Annotated in this window: 20 protein-coding genes; 15 read left to right on the top strand and 5 right to left on the bottom strand. The window is 71.8% G+C overall.

The features are described 5' to 3' along the window. Positions 1 to 33 precede the first annotated feature (33 nt). Entirely contained in the window at positions 34 to 1,149 is a 1,116-nt protein-coding gene (locus ABD331_RS43090) for a steroid 3-ketoacyl-CoA thiolase (protein WP_344488478.1), read from the bottom strand. A gap of 42 nt (positions 1,150 to 1,191) precedes the next feature. Then, the gene (locus tag ABD331_RS43085; protein ID WP_344488476.1) at positions 1,192 to 2,181 is read right to left on the bottom strand and encodes a sigma-70 family RNA polymerase sigma factor; all 990 of its coding nucleotides are present in this window, start codon (positions 2,179 to 2,181) and stop codon (positions 1,192 to 1,194) included. Between the two features lie 105 nt (positions 2,182 to 2,286). Between ABD331_RS43085 and ABD331_RS43080 the strand changes: the two genes are divergently transcribed. Genes ABD331_RS43080 through ABD331_RS43070 form a run of 3 tightly spaced genes read left to right on the top strand, consistent with a single transcriptional unit; the run spans position 2,287 to position 3,781 of the window. Then, a complete protein-coding gene (locus tag ABD331_RS43080; protein WP_344488474.1) occupies positions 2,287 to 2,625 on the top strand; it encodes an ArsR/SmtB family transcription factor in 339 nt (112 codons plus the stop codon). Then, on the top strand, positions 2,622 to 3,092 hold the full coding sequence (locus ABD331_RS43075) for an SRPBCC domain-containing protein (protein ID WP_344488472.1): 471 nt from the start codon (positions 2,622 to 2,624) through the stop codon (positions 3,090 to 3,092). The genes ABD331_RS43080 and ABD331_RS43075 overlap by 4 nt, the downstream gene beginning before the upstream one ends. Next, positions 3,089 to 3,781: a dihydrofolate reductase family protein gene (locus ABD331_RS43070; RefSeq protein WP_344488470.1), complete on the top strand. Its 693-nt coding sequence runs from the start codon at positions 3,089 to 3,091 to the stop codon at positions 3,779 to 3,781. The genes ABD331_RS43075 and ABD331_RS43070 overlap by 4 nt, the downstream gene beginning before the upstream one ends. Here ABD331_RS43070 and ABD331_RS43065 read toward each other — a convergent pair. After that, the gene (locus ABD331_RS43065) at positions 3,778 to 4,374 is read right to left on the bottom strand and encodes a TetR family transcriptional regulator (protein WP_344488468.1); all 597 of its coding nucleotides are present in this window, start codon (positions 4,372 to 4,374) and stop codon (positions 3,778 to 3,780) included. The genes ABD331_RS43070 and ABD331_RS43065 overlap by 4 nt on opposite strands. Positions 4,375 to 4,615: 241 nt before the next feature. Between ABD331_RS43065 and ABD331_RS43060 the strand changes: the two genes are divergently transcribed. From ABD331_RS43060 to sigJ, 7 genes are all read left to right on the top strand, one after another. Beyond that, positions 4,616 to 6,745, top strand: coding sequence for an AMP-binding protein (locus ABD331_RS43060; protein WP_344488466.1), 2,130 nt, complete (start codon positions 4,616 to 4,618; stop codon positions 6,743 to 6,745). Continuing rightward, a complete protein-coding gene (locus ABD331_RS43055) occupies positions 6,745 to 7,749 on the top strand; it encodes an acyl-CoA dehydrogenase family protein (RefSeq protein ID WP_344488464.1) in 1,005 nt (334 codons plus the stop codon). The genes ABD331_RS43060 and ABD331_RS43055 overlap by 1 nt, the downstream gene beginning before the upstream one ends. Further along, positions 7,749 to 8,903 carry an acyl-CoA dehydrogenase family protein gene (locus ABD331_RS43050; protein WP_344488462.1) on the top strand — a complete coding sequence of 385 codons (1,155 nt, stop codon included), beginning with the start codon at positions 7,749 to 7,751 and terminating at the stop codon, positions 8,901 to 8,903. The genes ABD331_RS43055 and ABD331_RS43050 overlap by 1 nt, the downstream gene beginning before the upstream one ends. A gap of 20 nt (positions 8,904 to 8,923) precedes the next feature. After that, on the top strand, positions 8,924 to 9,814 hold the full coding sequence (locus tag ABD331_RS43045; RefSeq protein WP_344488460.1) for a bifunctional MaoC family dehydratase N-terminal/OB-fold nucleic acid binding domain-containing protein: 891 nt from the start codon (positions 8,924 to 8,926) through the stop codon (positions 9,812 to 9,814). Continuing rightward, positions 9,811 to 10,188: a MaoC family dehydratase gene (locus ABD331_RS43040; RefSeq protein WP_344488458.1), complete on the top strand. Its 378-nt coding sequence runs from the start codon at positions 9,811 to 9,813 to the stop codon at positions 10,186 to 10,188. Before ABD331_RS43045 ends, ABD331_RS43040 begins: the two co-directional genes overlap by 4 nt. After that, positions 10,185 to 11,342 carry a lipid-transfer protein gene (locus ABD331_RS43035; protein WP_344488457.1) on the top strand — a complete coding sequence of 386 codons (1,158 nt, stop codon included), beginning with the start codon at positions 10,185 to 10,187 and terminating at the stop codon, positions 11,340 to 11,342. Before ABD331_RS43040 ends, ABD331_RS43035 begins: the two co-directional genes overlap by 4 nt. A 99-nt stretch (positions 11,343 to 11,441) precedes the next feature. Next, the gene (sigJ, locus tag ABD331_RS43030) at positions 11,442 to 12,329 is read left to right on the top strand and encodes an RNA polymerase sigma factor SigJ (protein WP_344488455.1); all 888 of its coding nucleotides are present in this window, start codon (positions 11,442 to 11,444) and stop codon (positions 12,327 to 12,329) included. A 52-nt stretch (positions 12,330 to 12,381) separates the two neighbouring features. On the opposite strand, the gene ABD331_RS43025 is transcribed toward sigJ, so the two are convergent. Continuing rightward, on the bottom strand, positions 12,382 to 14,157 hold the full coding sequence (locus ABD331_RS43025; protein ID WP_344488453.1) for an RNA polymerase sigma factor: 1,776 nt from the start codon (positions 14,155 to 14,157) through the stop codon (positions 12,382 to 12,384). Between the two features lie 293 nt (positions 14,158 to 14,450). On the opposite strand from ABD331_RS43025, the gene ABD331_RS43020 reads away from it, so the two are divergent. The 5 genes from ABD331_RS43020 to ABD331_RS43000 are packed head-to-tail and all read left to right on the top strand — an operon-like array spanning position 14,451 to position 18,363. Continuing rightward, complete coding sequence (locus ABD331_RS43020; protein WP_344488451.1) at positions 14,451 to 15,509, top strand: ABC transporter ATP-binding protein; 1,059 nt, start codon at positions 14,451 to 14,453, stop codon at positions 15,507 to 15,509. Next, the gene (locus tag ABD331_RS43015; RefSeq protein ID WP_344488449.1) at positions 15,502 to 16,182 is read left to right on the top strand and encodes an ABC transporter permease; all 681 of its coding nucleotides are present in this window, start codon (positions 15,502 to 15,504) and stop codon (positions 16,180 to 16,182) included. The genes ABD331_RS43020 and ABD331_RS43015 overlap by 8 nt, the downstream gene beginning before the upstream one ends. Continuing rightward, a complete protein-coding gene (locus ABD331_RS43010; protein WP_344488447.1) occupies positions 16,179 to 16,871 on the top strand; it encodes an ABC transporter permease in 693 nt (230 codons plus the stop codon). The genes ABD331_RS43015 and ABD331_RS43010 overlap by 4 nt, the downstream gene beginning before the upstream one ends. Positions 16,872 to 16,910: 39 nt before the next feature. After that, positions 16,911 to 17,846 carry an ABC transporter substrate-binding protein gene (locus ABD331_RS43005; RefSeq protein ID WP_344488445.1) on the top strand — a complete coding sequence of 312 codons (936 nt, stop codon included), beginning with the start codon at positions 16,911 to 16,913 and terminating at the stop codon, positions 17,844 to 17,846. A 40-nt stretch (positions 17,847 to 17,886) separates the two neighbouring features. After that, entirely contained in the window at positions 17,887 to 18,363 is a 477-nt protein-coding gene (locus ABD331_RS43000; protein ID WP_344488443.1) for a flavin reductase family protein, read from the top strand. Positions 18,364 to 18,372: 9 nt separating this feature from the next. Here ABD331_RS43000 and ABD331_RS42995 read toward each other — a convergent pair whose 3' ends face one another. After that, positions 18,373 to 19,806 carry a sialidase family protein gene (locus ABD331_RS42995; protein WP_344488441.1) on the bottom strand — a complete coding sequence of 478 codons (1,434 nt, stop codon included), beginning with the start codon at positions 19,804 to 19,806 and terminating at the stop codon, positions 18,373 to 18,375. Between the last annotated feature and the right edge of the window lie 43 nt (positions 19,807 to 19,849).

Raw genomic sequence — 19,849 nt, 5'->3', positions numbered from 1 at the left:
TCCGAGCGCCTGGAACGGCGCGCAGATACCTGGTCAGCCGATGCGTTCGAGAATGGTCGCCGTGGCCAGCGCGCCGCCCGCGCACATGGTGACCAGCGCGGTCGCCGAGTCCGACCGCTCCAGCTCGTGCAGCGCCGTGGTGATCAGCCGCGCTCCCGTGGCGCCCACGGGATGGCCGAGGGCGATGGCGCCGCCGTTGACGTTCACCCGGTCGAGGTCGGGCTCGTGCACGCTCGCCCAGGACAGCACCACCGAGGCGAACGCCTCGTTCACCTCGAACCTGTCGATGTCGCCGATGGTCATGCCGGACGCGGCCAGCACGCGCGCGGTCGCGTCCACGGGCCCGTCCAGGTGGTAGTACGGCTCCGCGCCGACGAGCGCCTGCGCCAGGATCCTGGCCCTGGGCCGCAGCCCGTGCCGCCGCGCGGCCTGCTCGCTGGTCACCAGCACGGCGGCGGCGCCGTCGGAGATCTGCGACGAGGTGCCCGCCGTGTGCAGCCCGCCCTCGACCACAGGCTTGAGCGCGGTCAGGCTCTCAACAGTGGTCTCGCGTAACCCCTGGTCCCTGCGGACGTCGCCGATGGGCACGATCTCGCGCTCGAACCGCCCGTCGGCCCACGCCTTCCCGGCCCGCTGCTGCGAGCGCGCGCCGAACCAGTCGAGCCGCTCGCGGGTGATCCCGCGCCGCCGCGCGATCCGCTCGGCGGCGGTGAACTGGTCGGGCAGGTCGATGCTCCAGTCGTCCGGCCTGGGCCGGGCGGGGCGCACGTTGCTGCCCAGCGGCGCGCGGCTCATGACCTCGACGCCGCAGCCGATGCCGACCTCGATCACGCCCGCGCCGATCATCGCCGCGGCCAGGTGCACCGCCTGCTGGGAGGAGCCGCACTGGGCGTCGACTGTGGTGACGCCCGTCTGGTACGGCAGCCCGGCGTACAGCCAGGAGTGCCGGCCGACGTGGCCGCCCTGCTCGCCGGCCTGGGTCACGCAGCCGGCGAACACCTGCTCCACCGCCGACGGATCAAGCCCTGACCGTTCGACGAGCCCGTTCATCGCCGCGGCCAGAACCTGTTGCGGTTTGAGCTCCGACAACCATCCAGCCCGCTTGCCGATGGGCGTGCGAACGGCTTCCACTATTACCGGTGTGCTCATGGCCGCCTCCAGAACGACGCTCTGGCGCGACTGTAACGCGTTCTACTTTGTTTCGGAACCCTCCCACTTGGACGGCAGCCCGAACGTCTCGAACAGGCCCTCCTCGAAGAACATGCCGACGTGGCCGATCCGCTCGCCCGAGAACGTCAGCACCGCGATCGCGAACTGCTCGTACACGTCGCCGCGCCGGAAGTAGAGCGCGAAGGCCGGCTGGCCGTTGGCCGCGATGGGCACCAGCTTGAGGTCGCCGGGCTTCTCGGCCGGGCACTGCGTCCTGGTGAGCTCCGCGATCGTCTCCGGCCCCTGGTACCACCCGACGAACGGCGGCATCTCCCAGACCGCGTCCTTGGTGAACAGGTCGACCAGGCTGTCGACGTCATAGCTCTCGAACGCCGCCACGTAGCGGTCGAGCAGGGCCCGCTGCTCCTGCGTCAGCGGCTCCACCGGGTCGTCGAGGCTCGGCGACGCCTCGCTGAGCTGCGCCCTGGCCCGCTGCAGGATGCTGTTGACCGCCGCCACGGAGGTGCCGACGGCCTCGGCCACCTCGGCGGCCCGCCACTTGAGCACGTCGCGCAGGATCAGCACGGCCCGCTGGCGGGGCGGCAGATGCTGCAGCGCGGCGATCAGCGCGAGCCTGATGCTCTCGCGCGAGGTCACGATCGAGGCGGGGTCGTCGCCGCCCACGCCCGCGAGCGCGTCGGGCACGGGCTCCAGCCACGGCACCTCGTTGTCCTGCACCAGGGGCGCGCTCGCGTCGAGGCTCGGCGCGCCGAGCCCGGTCGGGAGCGGGCGCTTGGCGCGGTTGTCGAGCGCGGTCAGGCAGGTGGTGGTGGCGATGCGGTAGAGCCAGGTGCGCAGCGACGAGCGCCCCTCGAAGTTCTCGTAGCCGCGCCACGCGCGTAGGTACGTCTCCTGCACGAGGTCCTCGGCGTCGTGCACCGACCCCATCATGCGGTAGCAGTGCGCCAGCAGCTCGCGCCGCATCGGATCAGCCAGCCGGAGGAAATCCTCGTTCGTCGGCTTGTCGGTCATACCCCCCTGTATAGCTCGCGGCACCGACAGAAAGCCGGACTCCCGGACGAGGGGCCCAACACTTAGCCCTTGCGCTAACCATCGCGCGCCGAAATACTTAGCCGCATGGCACAGTATTCGGCCCAACTGGACGGCGTGTTCGTCGCCCTGGCCGACCCGACCCGGCGCGCCGTGGTCCGGCGGCTCGGCCTCGGGCCCGCCAGCGTCGGCGACCTCGCCCGCGAGTTCCCGATGACGCTGCCCTCGTTCATGAAGCACGTGCGGACACTCGAGTCGAACGGCCTCATCCGCACCGTCAAGTCCGGCCGGGTGCGCACCTGCGTGCTCAACCGCGAGCGCCTCGTCCTCGTCGACGACTGGCTCTCGGAGCAGCGCCGGATCTGGGAGGGGCGCACCGACCGCCTCGAACAACTCGTCACCGGCCCGGAGGAGAGCAGCCCGTGAACCCCGATCTCGACCTCGTCCTGGAGCGGATCATCCGCGCCCCGCGTGCCACCGTCTGGGACGCCTGGACCGACCCGGCCAAGCTGGAGCGGTGGTGGGTCCCCGCCCCGTCCCGCTGCCGCGTGGACCGGCTCGACCCGAAGCCTGGCGGCGCGTTCGTGACGCACATCAGCGAGGACGGTGCCGTGTTCGTCCCGAACCTGGACGCCTGCTTCCTCGTCGTGGACCAGCTCGAACGCCTCGTCTTCACCAACGCCGTCACCAGCGCCTGGCGGCCCGCGAACCCCGCCCCCGTCGCCCTGACCGCCACCGTCACCCTGAACGACCACCCCGACGGCACCGACTACCGGATCATCGTGCGGCACGGCGACCCCGAGTCCCGCGCCCGCCACGAGAAGCTCGGCTTCGCCGAGGGCTGGGGCCTGGTCGCCGCCCAGCTCGCCGCCATCGTGGAAGGCGCCGCGTGAAGATCACCCTCACCGAGTTCGTCACGCTCGACGGGGTCAGCCAGGGGCCGGGCTCGCCCGACGAGGACACCAGTGGCGGCTTCACCCGGGGCGGCTGGCTGGTGCCCCACCTCGACGAGACGTTCGTCCGGCGCACCTCCGAATGGCTCGGCCTCGCCGACGGGCTGCTGTTCGGGCGGCGCACCTACGAGGCGTTCGCACGCGACTGGCCGAAGATCACCGACCCGGGCGATCCGTACGCCGAGCGGATGAACACGCTGCCGAAGTACGTCGTGTCGAGCACCCTCACCGAGGGGGCCTGGCATCCCACGACCGTGCTCGGCGGCGATCCCGTCCTCGCGGTCAACGAGCTGAAGGCTCGGGCGGGGCGGGAGATCCAGATTCACGGGAGTGCGCGGGTGGGGGACGCGCTGCTGGCGGCGGGGCTGATCGACGTCCTGCGCCTCGTGGTCGCCCCGACGGTGCTCCGCACCGGCCACCGCCTCCTCTCGCCGGGTACGACGCCCGCGTCCGGCCCTGTTTCTGAGCCCGGCCCGATGCCCGCGTCCGGGCTGGCGCCCGCGTCCGGTCTGCGCCTGGTTCGTCACGAGGCGACGCCGAAGGGGCTGCTGCTCCTGGAGTACGAGCCCACGGGGCAGGCCGCCCAGGGCGCCTACGAGGGCGTCGCCGCCTTTGTACAGACGATCTAGATGTCGGACAGCAGCCTGGCGGCGGCCGTCTCGATGCGGCGCTGGATCTGGTCGTAGGTACGGCGGCCGCGCAGCATCTCCAGCAGCTCCTGCACCCACACGCTGGACAGCGACCCCGCCAGGTCGATCTGCTCCTCGCTGGCCTCCTGCAGCGTCAGCCCGTTGGCCGAGACGCGCAGCAGCAGCCCCGTCATGCGGTCGCCGAACGGGGTCTGCACCTCCGCCAGGATGAGCGACCGGATCAGCGCGTCGGCCAGCTCAGGCTCGCGCATGAGCCCCCGGGTGGCCCGCATCAGCACGTCGACCGCACGGCTCGCCGCGGTGGCGGCCCCCGGCGGGCGGCGCTCGATGCTGCTCTCCAGCAGGTCGATCTCCTCGCCGACGACGGCCACGACAAGGTCCATCTTGGAGGGGAAGTAGCGGTAGAGCGTGCCGAGCGCCACGCCCGCGCGCTCGGCCACCGTGCGCATCTGCATGGCCTCGACGCCCCCGCGCGAGGCGAGCGCGGCGGCGGCCTGGACGATGCGCTTGCGTCGTTGGTGCTGGCTGCGCGTACGGACGCTGTGGCCGCCCGGCGCGGGGTGGCTGTCCAAGGATCCCTCGGTCTCGCTCGGGGGTGCGGGGATTGCGGGCTGCGACGTACGCATAAGAACACGTTATCTGATTTCTCGATAACGCGGCTTGTTACTCGCGAGTTACAAACGAGGCGTATCGGCCCATGTCTCCGGCGTTACACGGATATATCGGGGTTTATCTCCACAGATTGATACTGGACAGCTATTAGAATCTGTTCTAGTTTGCGAATCGGCTTACCTAGCGCTTGCTGGAGGAGCGATGACCGCGGACACGCTCGCCTCCCTGCTGCTCGCCCGGGCCGACGACGACCGGCCGGGGCTCGTCTTCGAGGGCGGGGTGTGGTCGTGGCGCGAGCACGTCGCCGCCTGCCTCGCCGCCGGCGCCCGGCTGTCCGCCCGAGGCGCCGGGACGCACGTCGGGGTGCTCAGCGAGAACGTGCCCGACCTGGTCTTCCTCATCGGCGGCGCGGCGCTGGCCGGGCACGTGGTCGTGGCACTCAACCCGACGCGGTCGGTGGACGAGCTGATCCGCGACGCCCGCGCCACCGACGTGGACCTGGTGCTGGCCGACGCCCCTTACGAGGGGACGGGGCGGGCGGTGGCGGAGGCCCTGAACGTCCCGGCACTGCCACTCACGCCCGAGACGCGCCCCACGCCCGAGACGCGGCCCTCACCGGAGCCGCCGCCCACGCCGGAGGTGCGCCTCTCACCGGAGCCGCCGCCCACGCTGGAGGTGCCGCCCGCGCCGGGGACGCCCGCAACGCCGGGGGCGCCCGCCACACAGGATGGCCGCCTCTCATCAGGGGCGTCGGCCGCGCCGGAAGCTCGCCTGTCACCGGAGGCGTCGGCCGCGTCAGAAGCTCACCTGTCACCGGAGGCGCCGGTCGCGTCGGAGGGTCGCCTTTCGCCGGAGGCGTGGCTCCAGCAGGAGATGCCGCCGGCACAGGAGGCGGCGCTCGTGCCGGAGGGCGATGCCGAACGGGGTCCCGGCGACCTCGTCATGCTGATCTTCACCTCGGGAACGTCCGGCCGCCCCCGCGCCGTCCGGATCACGCAGCGCAAGCTGGCCGTCCCAGGGGTGAGCCTGGCCGCGCTGCTCACCCCCGAGGACGCCGTCTACTGCTCGATGCCGCTGTTCCACTCCGGAGCCCTGATGGCCGCCTACGCCCCCGCCGTGGCGTCAGGTGCGGCGCTGGTGTTGCGGCGGCGCTTCTCGGCCTCGGGCCTGCTGCCCGACATCAGGCGATACGGCTGTACGTACCTTCACTACGTCGGCAAGGCGCTCTCCTACGTGCTCAACACCCCGGAAAGCCCCGACGACGCCACCAACCCCCTCAAGATCGCGTTCGGCAACGAGGGCAGCGCGGTGGCCGTCAAGAGGTTCGGCGAGCGGTTCGGATGCCTGGTCATCGACGCGTTCGGCTCCACGGAGACCGCCATCTCTCTCACCCCCGACCCGTCCGGCCCGCCCGGCTGCCTCGGACGCCTGCCCGAGGGCGTGCGGATCCTCGACCCCTTCACCGCCCGGCCCTGCCCGACCGCGCGCATCGAGGACGGCCGCCTGCTCAACCCGGACGAGGCCATCGGCGAGCTGGTCAACACGGCCGGGATGGGCCTGTTCGAGGGCTACTACAACGACCCGGACGCGGACGCCGAGCGGATCAGGGACGGTGCGTTCTGGTCCGGTGACCTGGCCTACATGGACGCGGACGGCTTCGTCTTCTTCGCCGGACGGGGGACCGAGCGGCTGCGCGTGGACGGGGAGAACCTGGCGGTCGCGCCCATCGAGGCGGCGCTGCGGGAGTTCGGCGGGGTGGTGGAGGCGGCGGTCTACCCGGTGCCCGATCCGGCGGCCGGCGACCAGGTCATGGCGGCGCTGGTGTTGGAGGACACCCCAGACCAGGACACCCCAGACCAGGACACCCCAGACCAGGGCACCCCAGACCAGGGCACCACAGACCAGGGCGCCTCAGACCAGGGCGCCTCAGACCGGGGCGCCTCAGACCGGGGCGCCTCAGAGCAGGGCACATCCGATCCAGGTGCCTCCGATCGAGGTGGCTCTGGCCCGGACGCGTCCGATCGGGGCGGCTCTGAGCGGGGCGCGTTCGGTCCGGGCGTGTTCGATCCGGGGGCGTTCGGTGCGTTTCTGGACGGGCGGCGTGACCTCGGCGTCAAGTCCTTGCCCCGCTTCGTCCGCATCTGCCGGGAGTTACCCCAGACGGCCTCGCACAAGGTAATCAAGCGGCACCTCGCCAGGGACGCCTGGCGCACCGCCGACCCGGTGTGGGTGCGCGGTCCCGACGGGTTCCGGCGGCTGACGGAGGCGGACGTGAAGGGGATCGAGGAGGAGTTCGTACGGCACGGCAGGCAACACCTCTTGGAGACGTAGTGGATTTCAACCTGGACGAAACCCAGCAGGATCTGAAGAAGCTGGCCGCCGAGGTCCTCGCCAGGGAAGGGGACGAGGAGCGGCTGTGGCAGGCCGGGCTGATGGGCGTGTGCGTGCCGGAGGAGGCGGGCGGGGCCGGGCTCGGGCCGGTGGAGATGGCCGTGGTGCTGCGTGAGGTGGGGGCGCGGGCGGCCATGGTGCCCGCGTTGCCGACTTTGGCCGCCACGCTGCTCCTGGCCCGTCACGGCACCCCGGACCAGCAGCGCCGCCACGCGGACCGGCATGCGGGCCGCCTCACGCTCGCCGTCCGCGAGCCAGGCCGCGCCCTCACCGACCCACCCACCACCACCGCCACTCCGAACGCACAAGGCACGGCAGGAGAGCTGGGGTGGAGGGTGAGCGGTAGGAAGGTGTCGGTGCCGTATCCGGGAGGCGCGGTGCTGGTGACCGCCGACGAGGGCCTGTTCCTGGTGACGGAGCCAGGGGCGGCGGCCGAGTTCACCTCGACCGGCGAGCCCGCGGCCACGATCGTGCTCGACGGCACCCCGGCGGAGCGGGTGGCGGGCCCAGAGGCGGTCGCGGACGCGCGGCGGGTCTTCACGGCGGCCGTCGCCGCGCAGGCCAGTGGCGTCCTGGCCGGGGCGCTGGAGCTGACGACCGCCTACATCAAGCAGCGCAGGCAGTTCGGGCGGGCGCTGGCCGAGTTCCAGGCCGTGACGATGCAGATCGCCGACGTCTACATCGCCGCCAGGGCGCTGGACGTGGCCATGTGGTCGGGCGTATGGCGGCTGGGCGGGGGGCTGCCGGCGGAGGAGGATCTGGCGCTGGCCGCGTACCACGTCAGTGAGGCGTACCGGGCGCTGTTCACCTGCCAGCACCTGCACGGCGGCCTCGGCCTCGACGTCACCTACCCGCTGCACCGCTACTTCGCCCAGGCCAGGCACCTGTCCCAGGCGCTCGGCGGTGCCGACGCCCAGCTCGACCTGATCGGAGCGCTCGTCTGATGCTCATCGACCTCACGCCCGAGCAGCGCAACCTCCGTGACGAGCTGCGCGAGTACTTCCAGGGCTGCCTCACCGCGGAGGACCGCGCCAAGATCACCCAGGATCCGTTCGGCGAGGCGTACATGGAGCACTGCCGCCGGCTCGGCCGCGACGGCAAGCTCGGCCTGGGCTGGCCCAAGGAGTACGGCGGCAGCGGCTACGGCCCCCTGGAGCAGCAGATCTTCGCGAACGAGATCGCCCGCGCCGGGGTGCCGTACCCGATCATCACGGTGCAGACGGTCGGGCCGACGATCATGCAGTACGGGACGGACAAGCAGAAGGAGCACTTCCTGCCGCGCATCCTGGCGGGCGAGTGCCACTTCGCGATCGGCTACAGCGAGCCGGAGGCGGGCACCGACCTGGCCTCGCTGCGCACGACGGCGGTGCTCGACGGCGACCACTACGTCGTCAACGGCCAGAAGATCTTCACCAGCGGCGCGCACTACGCCCAGTACATCTGGCTCGCCGCCCGCACGAACCCCACGGCGAAGAAGCACAAGGGCATCACCATGATGATCGCCTCCACGGCCGACCCCGGCTTCTCGTGGACCCCGATCGTGACCATGGACGGCCGCCACCACACCAACGCCACCTACTACTCCGACGTCCGCGTACCGGTGGACATGGTGGTCGGCGAGGTGGACAAGGGCTGGGACCTGATCGTGAACCAGCTCAACCACGAGCGCGTCACGCTCGGCCCCGCCGGGAACCTCGGCCAGACCTACGACCGCTTCCGCGCCTGGGCCCGCCGCACCGGCCTGGACGCCGAGCCCGACGTGCGGCGGGCGCTGGCCCGGGTGTGGGCGGCCTTCCGTACGAACGAGCTGCTCAACTGGCAGGTCGCGGCGAACATGGACCTCGGCTGGCTGGGCGCGCCCGACGCGTCGGCCACCAAGATCTACGGCTCCGAGCGGATGCAGGAGATCGGCAGGATCGTCGGGGACGTCCTGGCCAGGCATGGCGACCCGTCCGACCCGGAGACGGCCGAGCTGCTCGAACGCCTGGATCACGGCGTGAAGGGGGCGGTGGTGCTGACGTTCGGCGGCGGCGTGAACGAGGTGCAGCGGGAGCTGATCGCGATGCTCGGCCTGAACCTGCCGAGGCCGCCGCGATGACGGGGAACACCTCACGTCCAATGACGGACGAGGAGTTGCACGAGCTGGCGGGCAAGCAGGTGGCGCTCGGCGAGGTACGCGGCGCCCCGGCCGCCGACCCCGTGAACGTCCCCATGATCAGGCACTGGCTGACCGCCATGGGCGACGACAACCCGCGCTACCTGGAGCAGAGCCTGGCCCCGCCCGCGATGGCCCAGGTATGGACCATGCCCGGCCTGCGCAGAGGCCCGAAGGAGCGCTCCCCGGTGGACGACATGATGGCCGCGCTCGACGGCAGCGGCTACACGGGCGTGGTGGCGACCAACTGCGAGCAGACCTACCACCGCTACGTCAGGGTCGGCGAGCTGCTCACGCCCGCCACCAGGTTCTCGGGCCTGGCGGGCCCGAAGCGGACGGCTCTGGGCGTCGGCTACTTCGCCACCTGGAACATCACCTGGTACACGGAGGACGACGAGCCGGTCGCCGACATGATGTTCCGGGTACTGAAATTTCGCCCGCCGGAGAGGAAGGCCACCGAGCCGTATCCCCTCCAGCCGGCCGTCAACCAGGACACCGCGTTCTTCTGGGAGGGCGTGAACAAGGGTGAGCTGCGCGTCCAGTCGTGCGCCGACTGCGGCGAGCTGCGCCACCCGCCGGGCCCGCTGTGCCCGCGCTGCCGCTCCACCGAGCGCGCGTACCGGCTCGCCGCGGGCACGGGCACCCTGTTCAGCTACGTCGTGCACCACTATCCGCCCGTGCCGGGCAGGGCGGCGCCGTTCGTGGTGGGCGTGGTGGAGCTGCCGGAAGGCGTACGGATCGTGGGCAACGTCGTGGACTGCCCCGTCGAGGAAGTGAGGATAGGCATGCCGCTGCGCGTGACGTACCGGCGGATGGACGACCGGCTGGTGCTGCCCATGTGGGCGCCGGCATGATCGGGACCGCGCTGCCGGAGCTGTCGATCGAGCTGACGCCCACCATGGTGGTCTCCACGGCCCTGGCCACCATGGACTACACGCCGGTGCACCACGACACGGCGCTGGCCCGCGCCCAGGGCTCCAAGGACATCTTCCTCAACATCCTGACCACCATGGGCCTGGTCGAGCGCTACGTCACCGACTGGGCGGGCCCGGCGGCCGTCATCAGGAGCATCGACGTCAAGCTCGGCGTCCCCGCGTACGCCGGCGACCGCCTGACCTTCAGCGGCACGGTCGTGGCGGGTGCGGGCGACCGGCTGACCGTCGAGGTGCGCGGCCGGGTGAGCCTGGGCGAGCACGCCACCGGCACCGTCACGCTGGAGGGCCCGTGAGCACGGCCATCGCGGGCATCGGCGCCACCGACTTCAGCAAGCAGTCGGGACGTTCGGAGCTGCGGCTCGCCGCCGAGGCCGTGCTGGCGGCGCTGGACGACGCCGGCCTTTCACCCGGCGACGTGGACGGCCTGGTCACCTACAGCCAGGACGCCAACCAGGAGATCGCCGTCGCCAGGGAGACGGGCATCGGCGAGCTGACCTTCTTCTCCCGCGTCGAGTACGGCGGCGGCGCGGCCTGCGGCACCGTCGCCCACGCCGCCATGGCGGTGGCCACCGGCGCGGCGCGCGTGGTGGTCTGCTACCGGGCGTTCAACGAGCGCTCTGGCCGCCGCTTCGGCCGCCCGAACGCGGGGCTCACCGGGCAGCCCAGCTCGCAGGGGCTGGAGATGAGCTGGCACGTGCCGTACGGGCTGATGACGCCGGCGGCGTGGGTGGCCATGTTCGCGCGCCGCTACATGCACGTCTACGACGCCTCCTCCGAGGACTTCGGCCGGGTCGCGGTGGCCATGCGCAGGCACGCGGCCACCAACCCGGCAGCCTGGTTCCACGGGCGGCCGATCACGCTGGAGGAGCACCAGGCGTCCCGGTGGATCGTGGAGCCGCTGCACCTGCTCGACTGCTGCCAGGAGAGCGACGGCGCGGTGGCGCTGGTCGTGACCTCCACAGAACGCGCCCGCGACCTGCGGCGCTCGCCCGCCGTCATCGCCGCCGCGGCCCAGGGGGCGGGCGCCGACCAGCTCATGATGACCAGCTACTACCGCGATGACATGACGGGCCTGCCGGAGATGTCCGTCGTCGGCCGCCGCCTCTGGGAGATCTCCGGCCTGACGCCCGCCGACATCCAGACGGCCATCCTGTACGACCACTTCACCCCGTTCGTCCTGACCCAGCTCGAAGAGCTGGGCTTCTGCGGGCGCGGCGAGGCGCCCGGCTTCCTCGCCGACGGAGGCATCGAGCTGGACGGCCGCCTCCCGGTCAACCCGCACGGCGGCCAGCTCGGCGAGGCCTACATCCACGGCATGAACGGCATCGCGGAGGCCGTCCGCCAGATCCGCGGCACCGCGGTCAACCAGCTCCAGAACGTCACCAACGTCCTCGTCACGGCCGGCACCGGCGTGCCGACCAGCGGCCTCATCCTGTCGGCCGGTTAGGCCCGCGCGGCCCCTTCGACGCGGTCGCGGGGGCCGCCGCGAGCGACGTCACATCCAACCGCTTTCATGGGTCACAGCAATGACGCGGAAGGATTGTGGATGGACGACGAGTTCCTGACCAGCTTGTTCGAGGCGCGGCGCGGCCAGTTGAGAGCTGTCGCCTACCGGATGCTGGGGTCGGTGAGCGAGGCCGACGACGCCGTCCAGGAGGCGTGGCTGCGGCTCAACAGGGCCGACACCGGCGAGGTGCGGAACATGGGCGGATGGCTGACCACGGTGGTGTCCCGCATCTGCCTCAACATGCTGCGCTCCCGCGAGCACCGCCGCGAGGACCCGCTGGAGGAGCGCATGCCCGAGCCGGTGGTCAGCTCGGCGGACGGCGCCGACCCGGAGCAGGAGGCGCTGCTGGCCGACTCGGTGGGCCTGGCGCTGCTCGTGGTGCTGCAGCAGCTTGAGCCGACGGAACGGCTGGCGTTCGTGCTGCACGACCTGTTCGCCGTGCCGTTCGACGAGATCGCCCCGATCATCGACCGCACGTCCGCCGCCACCAGGCAGCTCGCCAGCCGCGCCCGCCGCCGGGTACGCGGCGCCGCGCCCGCGCCCGACCCTGACGTGTCGCGGCAGCGGGAGGTGGTGGACGCCTTCATGACGGCGGCCCGCGACGGCGACTTCGACACGCTCGTGTCGCTTCTGCACCCCGACGTCGTGCTGCGCACCGACGTGGGGCCCTCGGCGGCCAGGGGCTGGAACGAGCTGCGCGGGGCGCTCACGGTCGGGCAGCAGGCGCTCATGTTCCGGCGGATGGCGCCGTTCTCGCGCCCCGTGCTGGTGAACGGCGTCGCGGGGGCGATCGTGGTGCTGGACGGCCGGACGACCGCGGTGGGGTCCTTCACCGTCGCGGACGGCAAGATCGTGACCATGGAGATCCTCGGCGACCCGGCGCGACTGACCGGCCTCGACGTGGCCGCGCTCACCGGCCGGGCCTGATCACCGGCCGGGCGGCGGTCCGGGGTTCCCGGCCCGCCGCCCGGCGCTCTGGTCAGTGATTGAAGACCGGCATGGAGAAGAAGACGATCATCGCGATCGCCACGCAGAGCAGGAACCCGACGGCCTCCCAGACCCAGTCGTAGTGCCGGTCCTTGCGGCGGCGCACCTTCTTGGGGCGGGCGGTGTCGGGGCGCCGCTTGGGGACGGGCCTGGCACGGACGGGGCGGGGCGCCAGGACGGAGGTGTCCTTCCTGGGCGGCTCCCCGGGGCGCCGGGGCCTGTCGAGGGGCTTGTCCAGCGGCTTTTCGAGAGGCTTCTCCAGGGGCCTGCCGAGCGACTCCGCCTGGGCCGGCCCGTCCAGGCGCGGCCCGTCCTGGCGCGGGCCGGGCAGCCGGTAGACCGGTTCGGTCGCGGGCTTGGGAGCGGACTTCGGTGCGGACTTCGGTGCGGGCTTGGGCTTGGTGCGGGGCTTGAACAGCGGGGCCGCGGGGCCGCGTACCGGAGCCTCGTCCGCCCGGGACGGCTGCCGCCGCAGAGCGGACGCCGCGGGCGGCCGGGCGGGCACGGAGGGCGGCAGGGTGGGCGCTGAGGGCGGCCGGACGGGCGCTGTGGGCGGCCGGAACCCCTCAGGAGCAGACGGCGGGCGCCGGAACTCCTCAGGAGCGGACGGCGGGCGCCGGAACTCCTCCGGCGTCGGCTGGGGCTCCAGCGGTGGCTGGCGGCGTTCCGCGCCCGGCCTGCGGGGCGGGGGCAGCGGCCGGGAGTGCCCCTCGTCGTGCAGGAGCACGTCGCCGGTCATGTACGGGTCCGGCGCGTCCTTGGGCAGGATCACGTCACCCGTCGCGAACGGCTCGGCGGACCCGGGATCGGGAGCGGCCATGAAGAACGGCCGCTCCTTGGCAGCCGCCCCGGAGGACGGCCCGGCGACCCACCGGTCCCCGGCGTACGGCACGGAGCCGGAGGGCGGCCCGGCGTGCGGACGGAACTCGCCCAGCGGGTCCCGCAGCGGCGGGCCGGGGTCGAGCACGTCGCGCGGCGGCGAGAACGGGTCGCGGAGCTTGGGCATCGGCGCCGTGGTCGCCTCGTGCACGGTGGTGCGCGACGGCGACGGCGGCGACAGCAACTCTGTGGGGAAGATCACCGTGCTGGTCGCCGGGTCGCCCTCCGCCAGTGGCTGCGGCCAGACGGGCGGGCTGGGCCAGCGCGGCTTGACGAACAGCGGCGCGGGCGCCGCCGTACGGGAGCCGGCGAAGTGGATGCGCAGCGCTCCTGGAGGCTGCGGCCACGGCAGGCGGCCGAGCACGTCACGCAGGGGGGCGACCCCGAGCGCGCCGTAGACGTCGGCCACGGGCTTGGGCACGCGGACCCCGGTCGAGGCCAGCGCCGTTCCCAGCGACTGCCTGAACCGGTGCCCTGCCCCCACCGCCAGCTCCTCGGCGGTGTCGGGGGCGACGTCGAGCACCCAGGCCAGTTCCTGCTTGCTCAGCCCGCACACCGCGCACAGCATGAGCACCTCGCGCTGGTGCGGGCGCAGCTCGCGCAGGGAGCGCTCGACGAGCGCGGTGGCCGGGTCGATGAGCGGGTCGACGGTGGGCGGGGCGTAGACGACGTCCCGCCGGTGGATCTCTCGGCGGGCGAACGCGTAGAGCGCCGCGCGGGGCGGCGCGGTGGCGGGGACGCTGCTGAGCACGGCCACCAGGACGTCGGAGGCCGAGCCGAGGTCGCCGAGCTGGTCGGCGCAGTACGCGAACAGCCCGGCGGCATGGAGGTCGTAGAGCTCTGCGATCAGTTCGGCGCGCTGGCGCTGATCGGTGAGCGACTGAGACACGGGGCCGGTTCCTCTTGCTGGATGCGGACGCTGGGGGGTGAGGGGCGCGTCAGGAGATTGTGAGCTGATGCGTCAAGAATTGTGAGGGTTATCATGCCAACTCACCGTGGTCCGGCGCACTACCAGATCGAGATTTCATCGGAATCTCCCAGCTCAGGTGAAACGCTTCAGGAAAACCCGAGGGGACAGGGCGGCGGGCGTCGCCGTAGTCTGTGGGTCCAGCAGATCATGCGGCGGTCGTGGCACGGGGGCTGCGGCGCTGCCGCCGGAGGCCCCTAAGCGAGAGTTCGCGCGTGATCACATTCGAGTCTGTCACCAAACGTTATCCGGACGGAACGGTCGCCGTGGACGACCTCAGCCTGGAGGCGCCCACCGGGGAGATCACGGTGTTCGTCGGCCCGTCGGGCTGCGGGAAGACGACCTCCCTGCGGATGATCAACCGGATGATCGACGCCACGGAGGGCCGCATCCTCCTCGACGGTGAGCCGGTGCAGGGCATCGACCCGCCGGCGCTGCGGCGCGGCATCGGGTACGTCATCCAGCAGGCCGGGCTCTTCCCGCACCGGAAGATCGTCGACAACGTCGCCACCGTCCCCTACCTGCTGGGCTGGGACAAGAAGAAGGCCCGCGCCACGGCCATGGAGCTGCTGGAGCGCGTCGGCCTCGACCCCGCGCTGGCAAACCGCTACCCGTTCCAGCTCTCCGGCGGCCAGCAGCAGCGCGTCGGCGTGGCCAGGGCGCTGGCCGCCGACCCGCCCGTGCTGCTCATGGACGAGCCGTTCAGCGCTGTCGACCCCATCGTGCGCACCAACCTCCAGGACGAGCTGCTGCGGCTGCAGAGCGAGCTGAACAAGACGATCGTGTTCGTCACCCACGACATCGACGAGGCCATCAAGCTCGGCGACCGGGTGGCGGTGCTGCGCGTCGGCGGGAAGCTGGCGCAGCTCGCCGACCCGAAGACGCTGCTGTCGGAGCCGGCCGACGACTTCGTGCGCGAGTTCCTCGGGCAGGACAGGGGGATCAGGCGGCTGCGCTTCGTCTCCACGGCGGGGCTGCGGCTGCGTACCGACCTGACGGTGCCGGAAGGTTTCGAGGGCAGCTCCGCGGAGCAGTGGCTGCTGGTGGTGGACGACGACGGCCGGCCGCTCGGCTGGCGCTCCGGTGACCGGCCGGGCGAGCTGGAGCCGTACGGGACCTTCGTGCACGGCAGCGACAACATGCGCTCGGCCCTCGACGCGGCGCTGCTGTCGCCGTCCGGGTGCGCGGTGGCCGTGGACGAGCGCGGCAAGGTCGTCGGCGTGGCCACCCGGCAGGCGCTGGACGAGGCGCTGACGGAGGCGGCGGATGGGTGACGGGCCTCCTTCCATCTGGGAGTGGATCGCGCGCAACTGGGACACCGGCCGGGCCGACAGCATCAGGAACCTGCTGACCGACCACCTCACCATGTCGCTGGTGCCGATCGTGCTCGCGCTGCTGTTCGCGCTCCCGCTCGGGCTGGCCTCGGTGCGCTGGCGCTGGCTCTACCAGCCCACCACGGGGCTGATGAACGTGGTGTACGCGCTGCCGTCGCTGCCGGTCTTCATGCTGCTCATCTCGGTGACCGGGCTGTCGCAGACCACGGTGATCATCCCGCTGACGTTCTACGGCATGGCGGTGCTGATCCCGGCCGTGGTGGACGGGCTCAACTCGGTGCCCGACCACGTGCGCCAGTCGGCCGTCGCGATGGGCTTCACGCCGCTGCGCCGCCTGGTGCAGGTCGAGCTGCCGATCGCGGTGCCGGTGGTGCTGGCGGGGATGCGGGTGGTCGCGGTCTCCAGCATCAGCCTGGTCAGCGTCGGTGCGCTGATCGGGCAGGGCGGGCTCGGCGGGCTGTTCACCCGGGCCTACCAGAACCCGTTCATGCCGCCGGTGATCGTCGGCATCGTGCTGATCGTGCTGCTGGCGCTGATCGCCGACGGGCTGCTGGTCCTGGCGCAACGATTGCTCACCCCCTGGGTGCGGGCGCGGAGGGGGCAGACGTCGTGAGCTGGCTGACCTCTTTCCTGAGCTGGCTCGGCGAGTTCTTCGGCAACCCCGAGAACTGGTCCGGGTCCGGCGGCATCCCTGCCCGCCTGCTGGAGCATCTGGAGTTCTCCGCGCTGGCCCTGGTGCTGGCGGTGTTGATCGCCGTGCCGCTGGGCCTGGCGATCGGGCACAGCGGGCGGGGCGAGCTGCTCGTCGTGGTGTCGGCGAACCTGGCCAGGGCGCTGCCCACGCTGGGCCTGCTGGTGATGTTCGTGCTGCTGCTGGGCACGGCGTCGATCTGGCCGGTGATCATCCCGCTGGTGCTGCTGTCGGTGCCGCCGATCCTGGTCAACACGTTCGAGGGGATCAAGGGGGTCGATCCCGAGCTGCGTGACGCGGCGTACGGGATGGGGCTGCGCGGCGGGCAGGTGCTCGGCCGGGTGCTGGTGCCGGTGGCGCTGCCGCTGATCCTGCTCGGCTGCCGGCTCTCGGCCATCCAGGTGGTGGCCACCACCACGGTCGCCGCCTACACCGGGCTCGGCGGGCTCGGGCGTTACGTGATCGATGGTTTCGCGACGAAGGATTACGCGAGCGTGGTCGGCGGTTCAGTACTGATTGTGCTGTTCGCGCTCGTGGTGCAGGTCTTGTTCGCGCTCGTCCAGAGGGTGACGGTCTCTCCGGGGGTGAGCCAGCGACTCAAGGTCCGATAATCTCCTGTATTACCTCCCGGCTTAGAAGGGAAAAGCAAGATGAGACGCAAGTACGGCATCGCCGGCGTGTTCGTCACGGCGATGCTCGCACTCGCCGCGTGCGGAGGCGGCGGCAGCACAGGGGGCAACCCGCTCGACACCACGAGCGCCGCCCCCACCGGGTCGGCTTCGGGCGCAGGAGACACGGGGGGTAAGGCCGTCGTCGGCTCCTTCGACTTCGACGAGAGCGTGCTGCTCGCCTCCATTTACGCCCAGGCGCTGGAGGCCAAGGGCGTGCAGGTGGAGGAGAAGCCGCGCATCGGCAGCCGCGAGGTCGTCTACGACCAGGTCAAGAGCGGCGGGCTGACGATCGTCCCCGAGTACAACGGCAACCTGCTCGCCTTCATCGACCCGAAGGCCACGGCCGCCAGCACCGACGAGGTCAACACGGCCCTGAAGGAGAAGCTGCCCGCGGAGCTGGAGGCGCTCGACTCCTCGCCCGCCGAGGACAAGGACAGCCTGTCCATCTCCAAGGACACCCAGACCAAGCAGTCGCTGAACACCATCGAGGACCTCGCCAAGGTCTCCAAGGACATGGTCGTCGGCGGGCCGCCCGAGTTCAAGAAGCGGTGGGAGGCGCGCTTCAAGGAGGTCTACGGCCTGGAGTTCAAGGAGTGGAAGCCCACCGGGCCGACCACCTCCGACGCCATCAAGGACGGCTCCATCCAGGTCGGCAACGTCTTCACCACCGACCCGAAGATGGTCGCGAACAACCTCGTCGCGCTGCAGGACCCCAAGAACATCTTCCCCGCCCAGAACGTGACGCCCCTGCTGCACAAGGCCTCGGCCAGCGACACGATCAGGACCACCCTGAACGGCATCTCCGCCAAGCTGACGACCGAGTCGCTGCTGCAGATGATGCAGAAGATCTCCGTCAACAAGGACGAGCCCGCGACCGTGGCCAAGGAATGGCTGACCACCAACGGCCTCGGATGACCTGCGCCACACGGGCCCCCGCAACCCGGGGGCCCGCGCGGTGAGCGAGCTGTTCACGGAGGCGATGGCGCAGCTCGCGGCCGGGGTGGCGGTCGTGACCGCCCGCGACGGCCGCGACGACCTCGGCACCACGGTGTCGGCGCTGATGTCCGTCTCCCTGGAGCCGCCGCTGGTGCTGGTCAGCCTGGCCAGCCGCGGCTACCTCACCGAGGTCCTGCTCCGGCAGGACCACTGGGCGGCCTCCCTGCTGTCGTCGGGGCAGGCCGCCGTCGCCAGCCGCTTCGCCACCGCCGGACGCCCCAGCGCCCGGCTGCTGGTGGCGGGCACCCCGCACCACCGGGGAGAGCACACCGAGGCGCTCGTGATCGAGGGCGGGGTGGCCGCGATCGAGGCCGAGACCACCAAGGTGGTCCCGGCCGGAGACCACACGATCTTCATCGCCGCCGTGCTGGCCGTCGACTACGTGGAGACGGCCCTGACGCCGCTGGTGCGCCTGCGCGGGCGCTACCGCTCATGACCTGAGTGCTCAGAAGGTCGCGCTGTGCAGGTCCACCGGGTTGGCGGCGTCGCCGGTCGCGACGCCGTACACGGCGGTGAAGCCGCTGCCCGTGGAGACCAGGCCCGTGTAGTCGTTCAGCAGGCGCCCGACGCTGGTCAGCGGCACCTTCCTGGTGTCGAACGGCCCCTCGACGTGCTGCTCGCGCCACGCCGACGGCTTGGTGCAGCCGCTCTCGCAGGTGATCGCCCACAGGTCGGTGGGCAGGGTGGCGGGGTCGGGCGTGTTGTTGCGGAAGTCGTAGTAGGTGATCGCCACGGTGCCCGTCCTGGACGCCGCCACGACCGGCACGGCGGCCGAGCCCGTCGGCGTCTTGTCCACCCGGACCGGGCTGGACCAGCTCTTCCCGCCGTCGGCCGAGCGCGAGTAGGCCACGTGGAAGGTGCCGTCGGCGTCCTGGCTCTGCCAGACCGCGTTGACCACGCGGGTGCCGGGCTGGGCGGCCAGCAGCGGCAGCGCGGCGTTGCGGATCGGGTCGCCCGAGTCGTCGGGGTCGGGGATGCGGGGGCCCACCGCGAGCGGGGCCGGGACGTTCAGCGTCGGCGCCGACCACGTCCTGCCGCCGTCGGTCGAGCGGATGACCTGCGTCGAGCCCTCGGTGATCGTCTCGTGGTGCATGGCGATCAGCAGCGTCCCGTCAGGGAGCGGCACGAGCTGGGTGCCGATGACGCCGCTGTTCACCGGCACGTCGTAGACCTTGCTGGTGGTCCAGGTGCGGCCGTCGTCGGTGGACTTGGCGAGGTAGACCGGCTGCACCCAGTTCGGGTCCGTGCTGGTCGACTGGTCGTCGATGCGGTCCCACACCGCGTAGACCGTGCCGGGCCGGTACGGGTCGGCGGTCACCGACGGGCGGTCGTTGAAGAAGCGCACGTTGTCGTCGCGCTGCAGGGTGACCGGCGCCTCCCAGGTCCCGCCGCCGTCGCCGGAGCGGGACACCAGGATGGCGGTGACGTCGCCCGCGCGGGACATCGCCAGCGACGCGGCCACCGCCGTGCCGGACGGGGTGACCGTGACCCAGTGGTCCGTCGCGACCTCGTAGTCGCCGCCGTCGCACAGGGAGAAGGCGGGCCGGTTCTTGGACGGCTGCCAGGTCAGGCCGCCGTCGTCCGACACGGCGACGCCCGTGCCGTTGCTGCCGTAACGGTTCCAGCGGTCCTGCTGGAACACCGTGACCAGGCGCTCCGCACGATACGGGTCCCGCGCCAGCATGGGCAGGACCTCGGTGTTCGGGTTCAGGGTGTAGCCGTCGGCCGGGGGAGGGCCGCAGTCGGCGGGCAGCGGGCTGACACCCGAGACCTGCCGGACGACGGCGGAGCCGGGGGTCGCGGCGGCGGGTTGTGCCACCGTGCCGGCCGCCAGCAGGACGGCCGCTGCGGCTAAGAGAGCCCTGGAGGGTCGGATCACGAGCCTTCCTCATCTTCATCTACGTCGAGTCTGAAGACGCCGC

It is taken from the genome of Nonomuraea monospora, from assembly GCF_039531895.1.
Lineage (GTDB): Bacteria > Actinomycetota > Actinomycetes > Streptosporangiales > Streptosporangiaceae > Nonomuraea > Nonomuraea monospora.
Note: the sequence above shows the minus strand (reverse complement) of the source record. Positions and strands in the feature narration are given on the sequence as shown.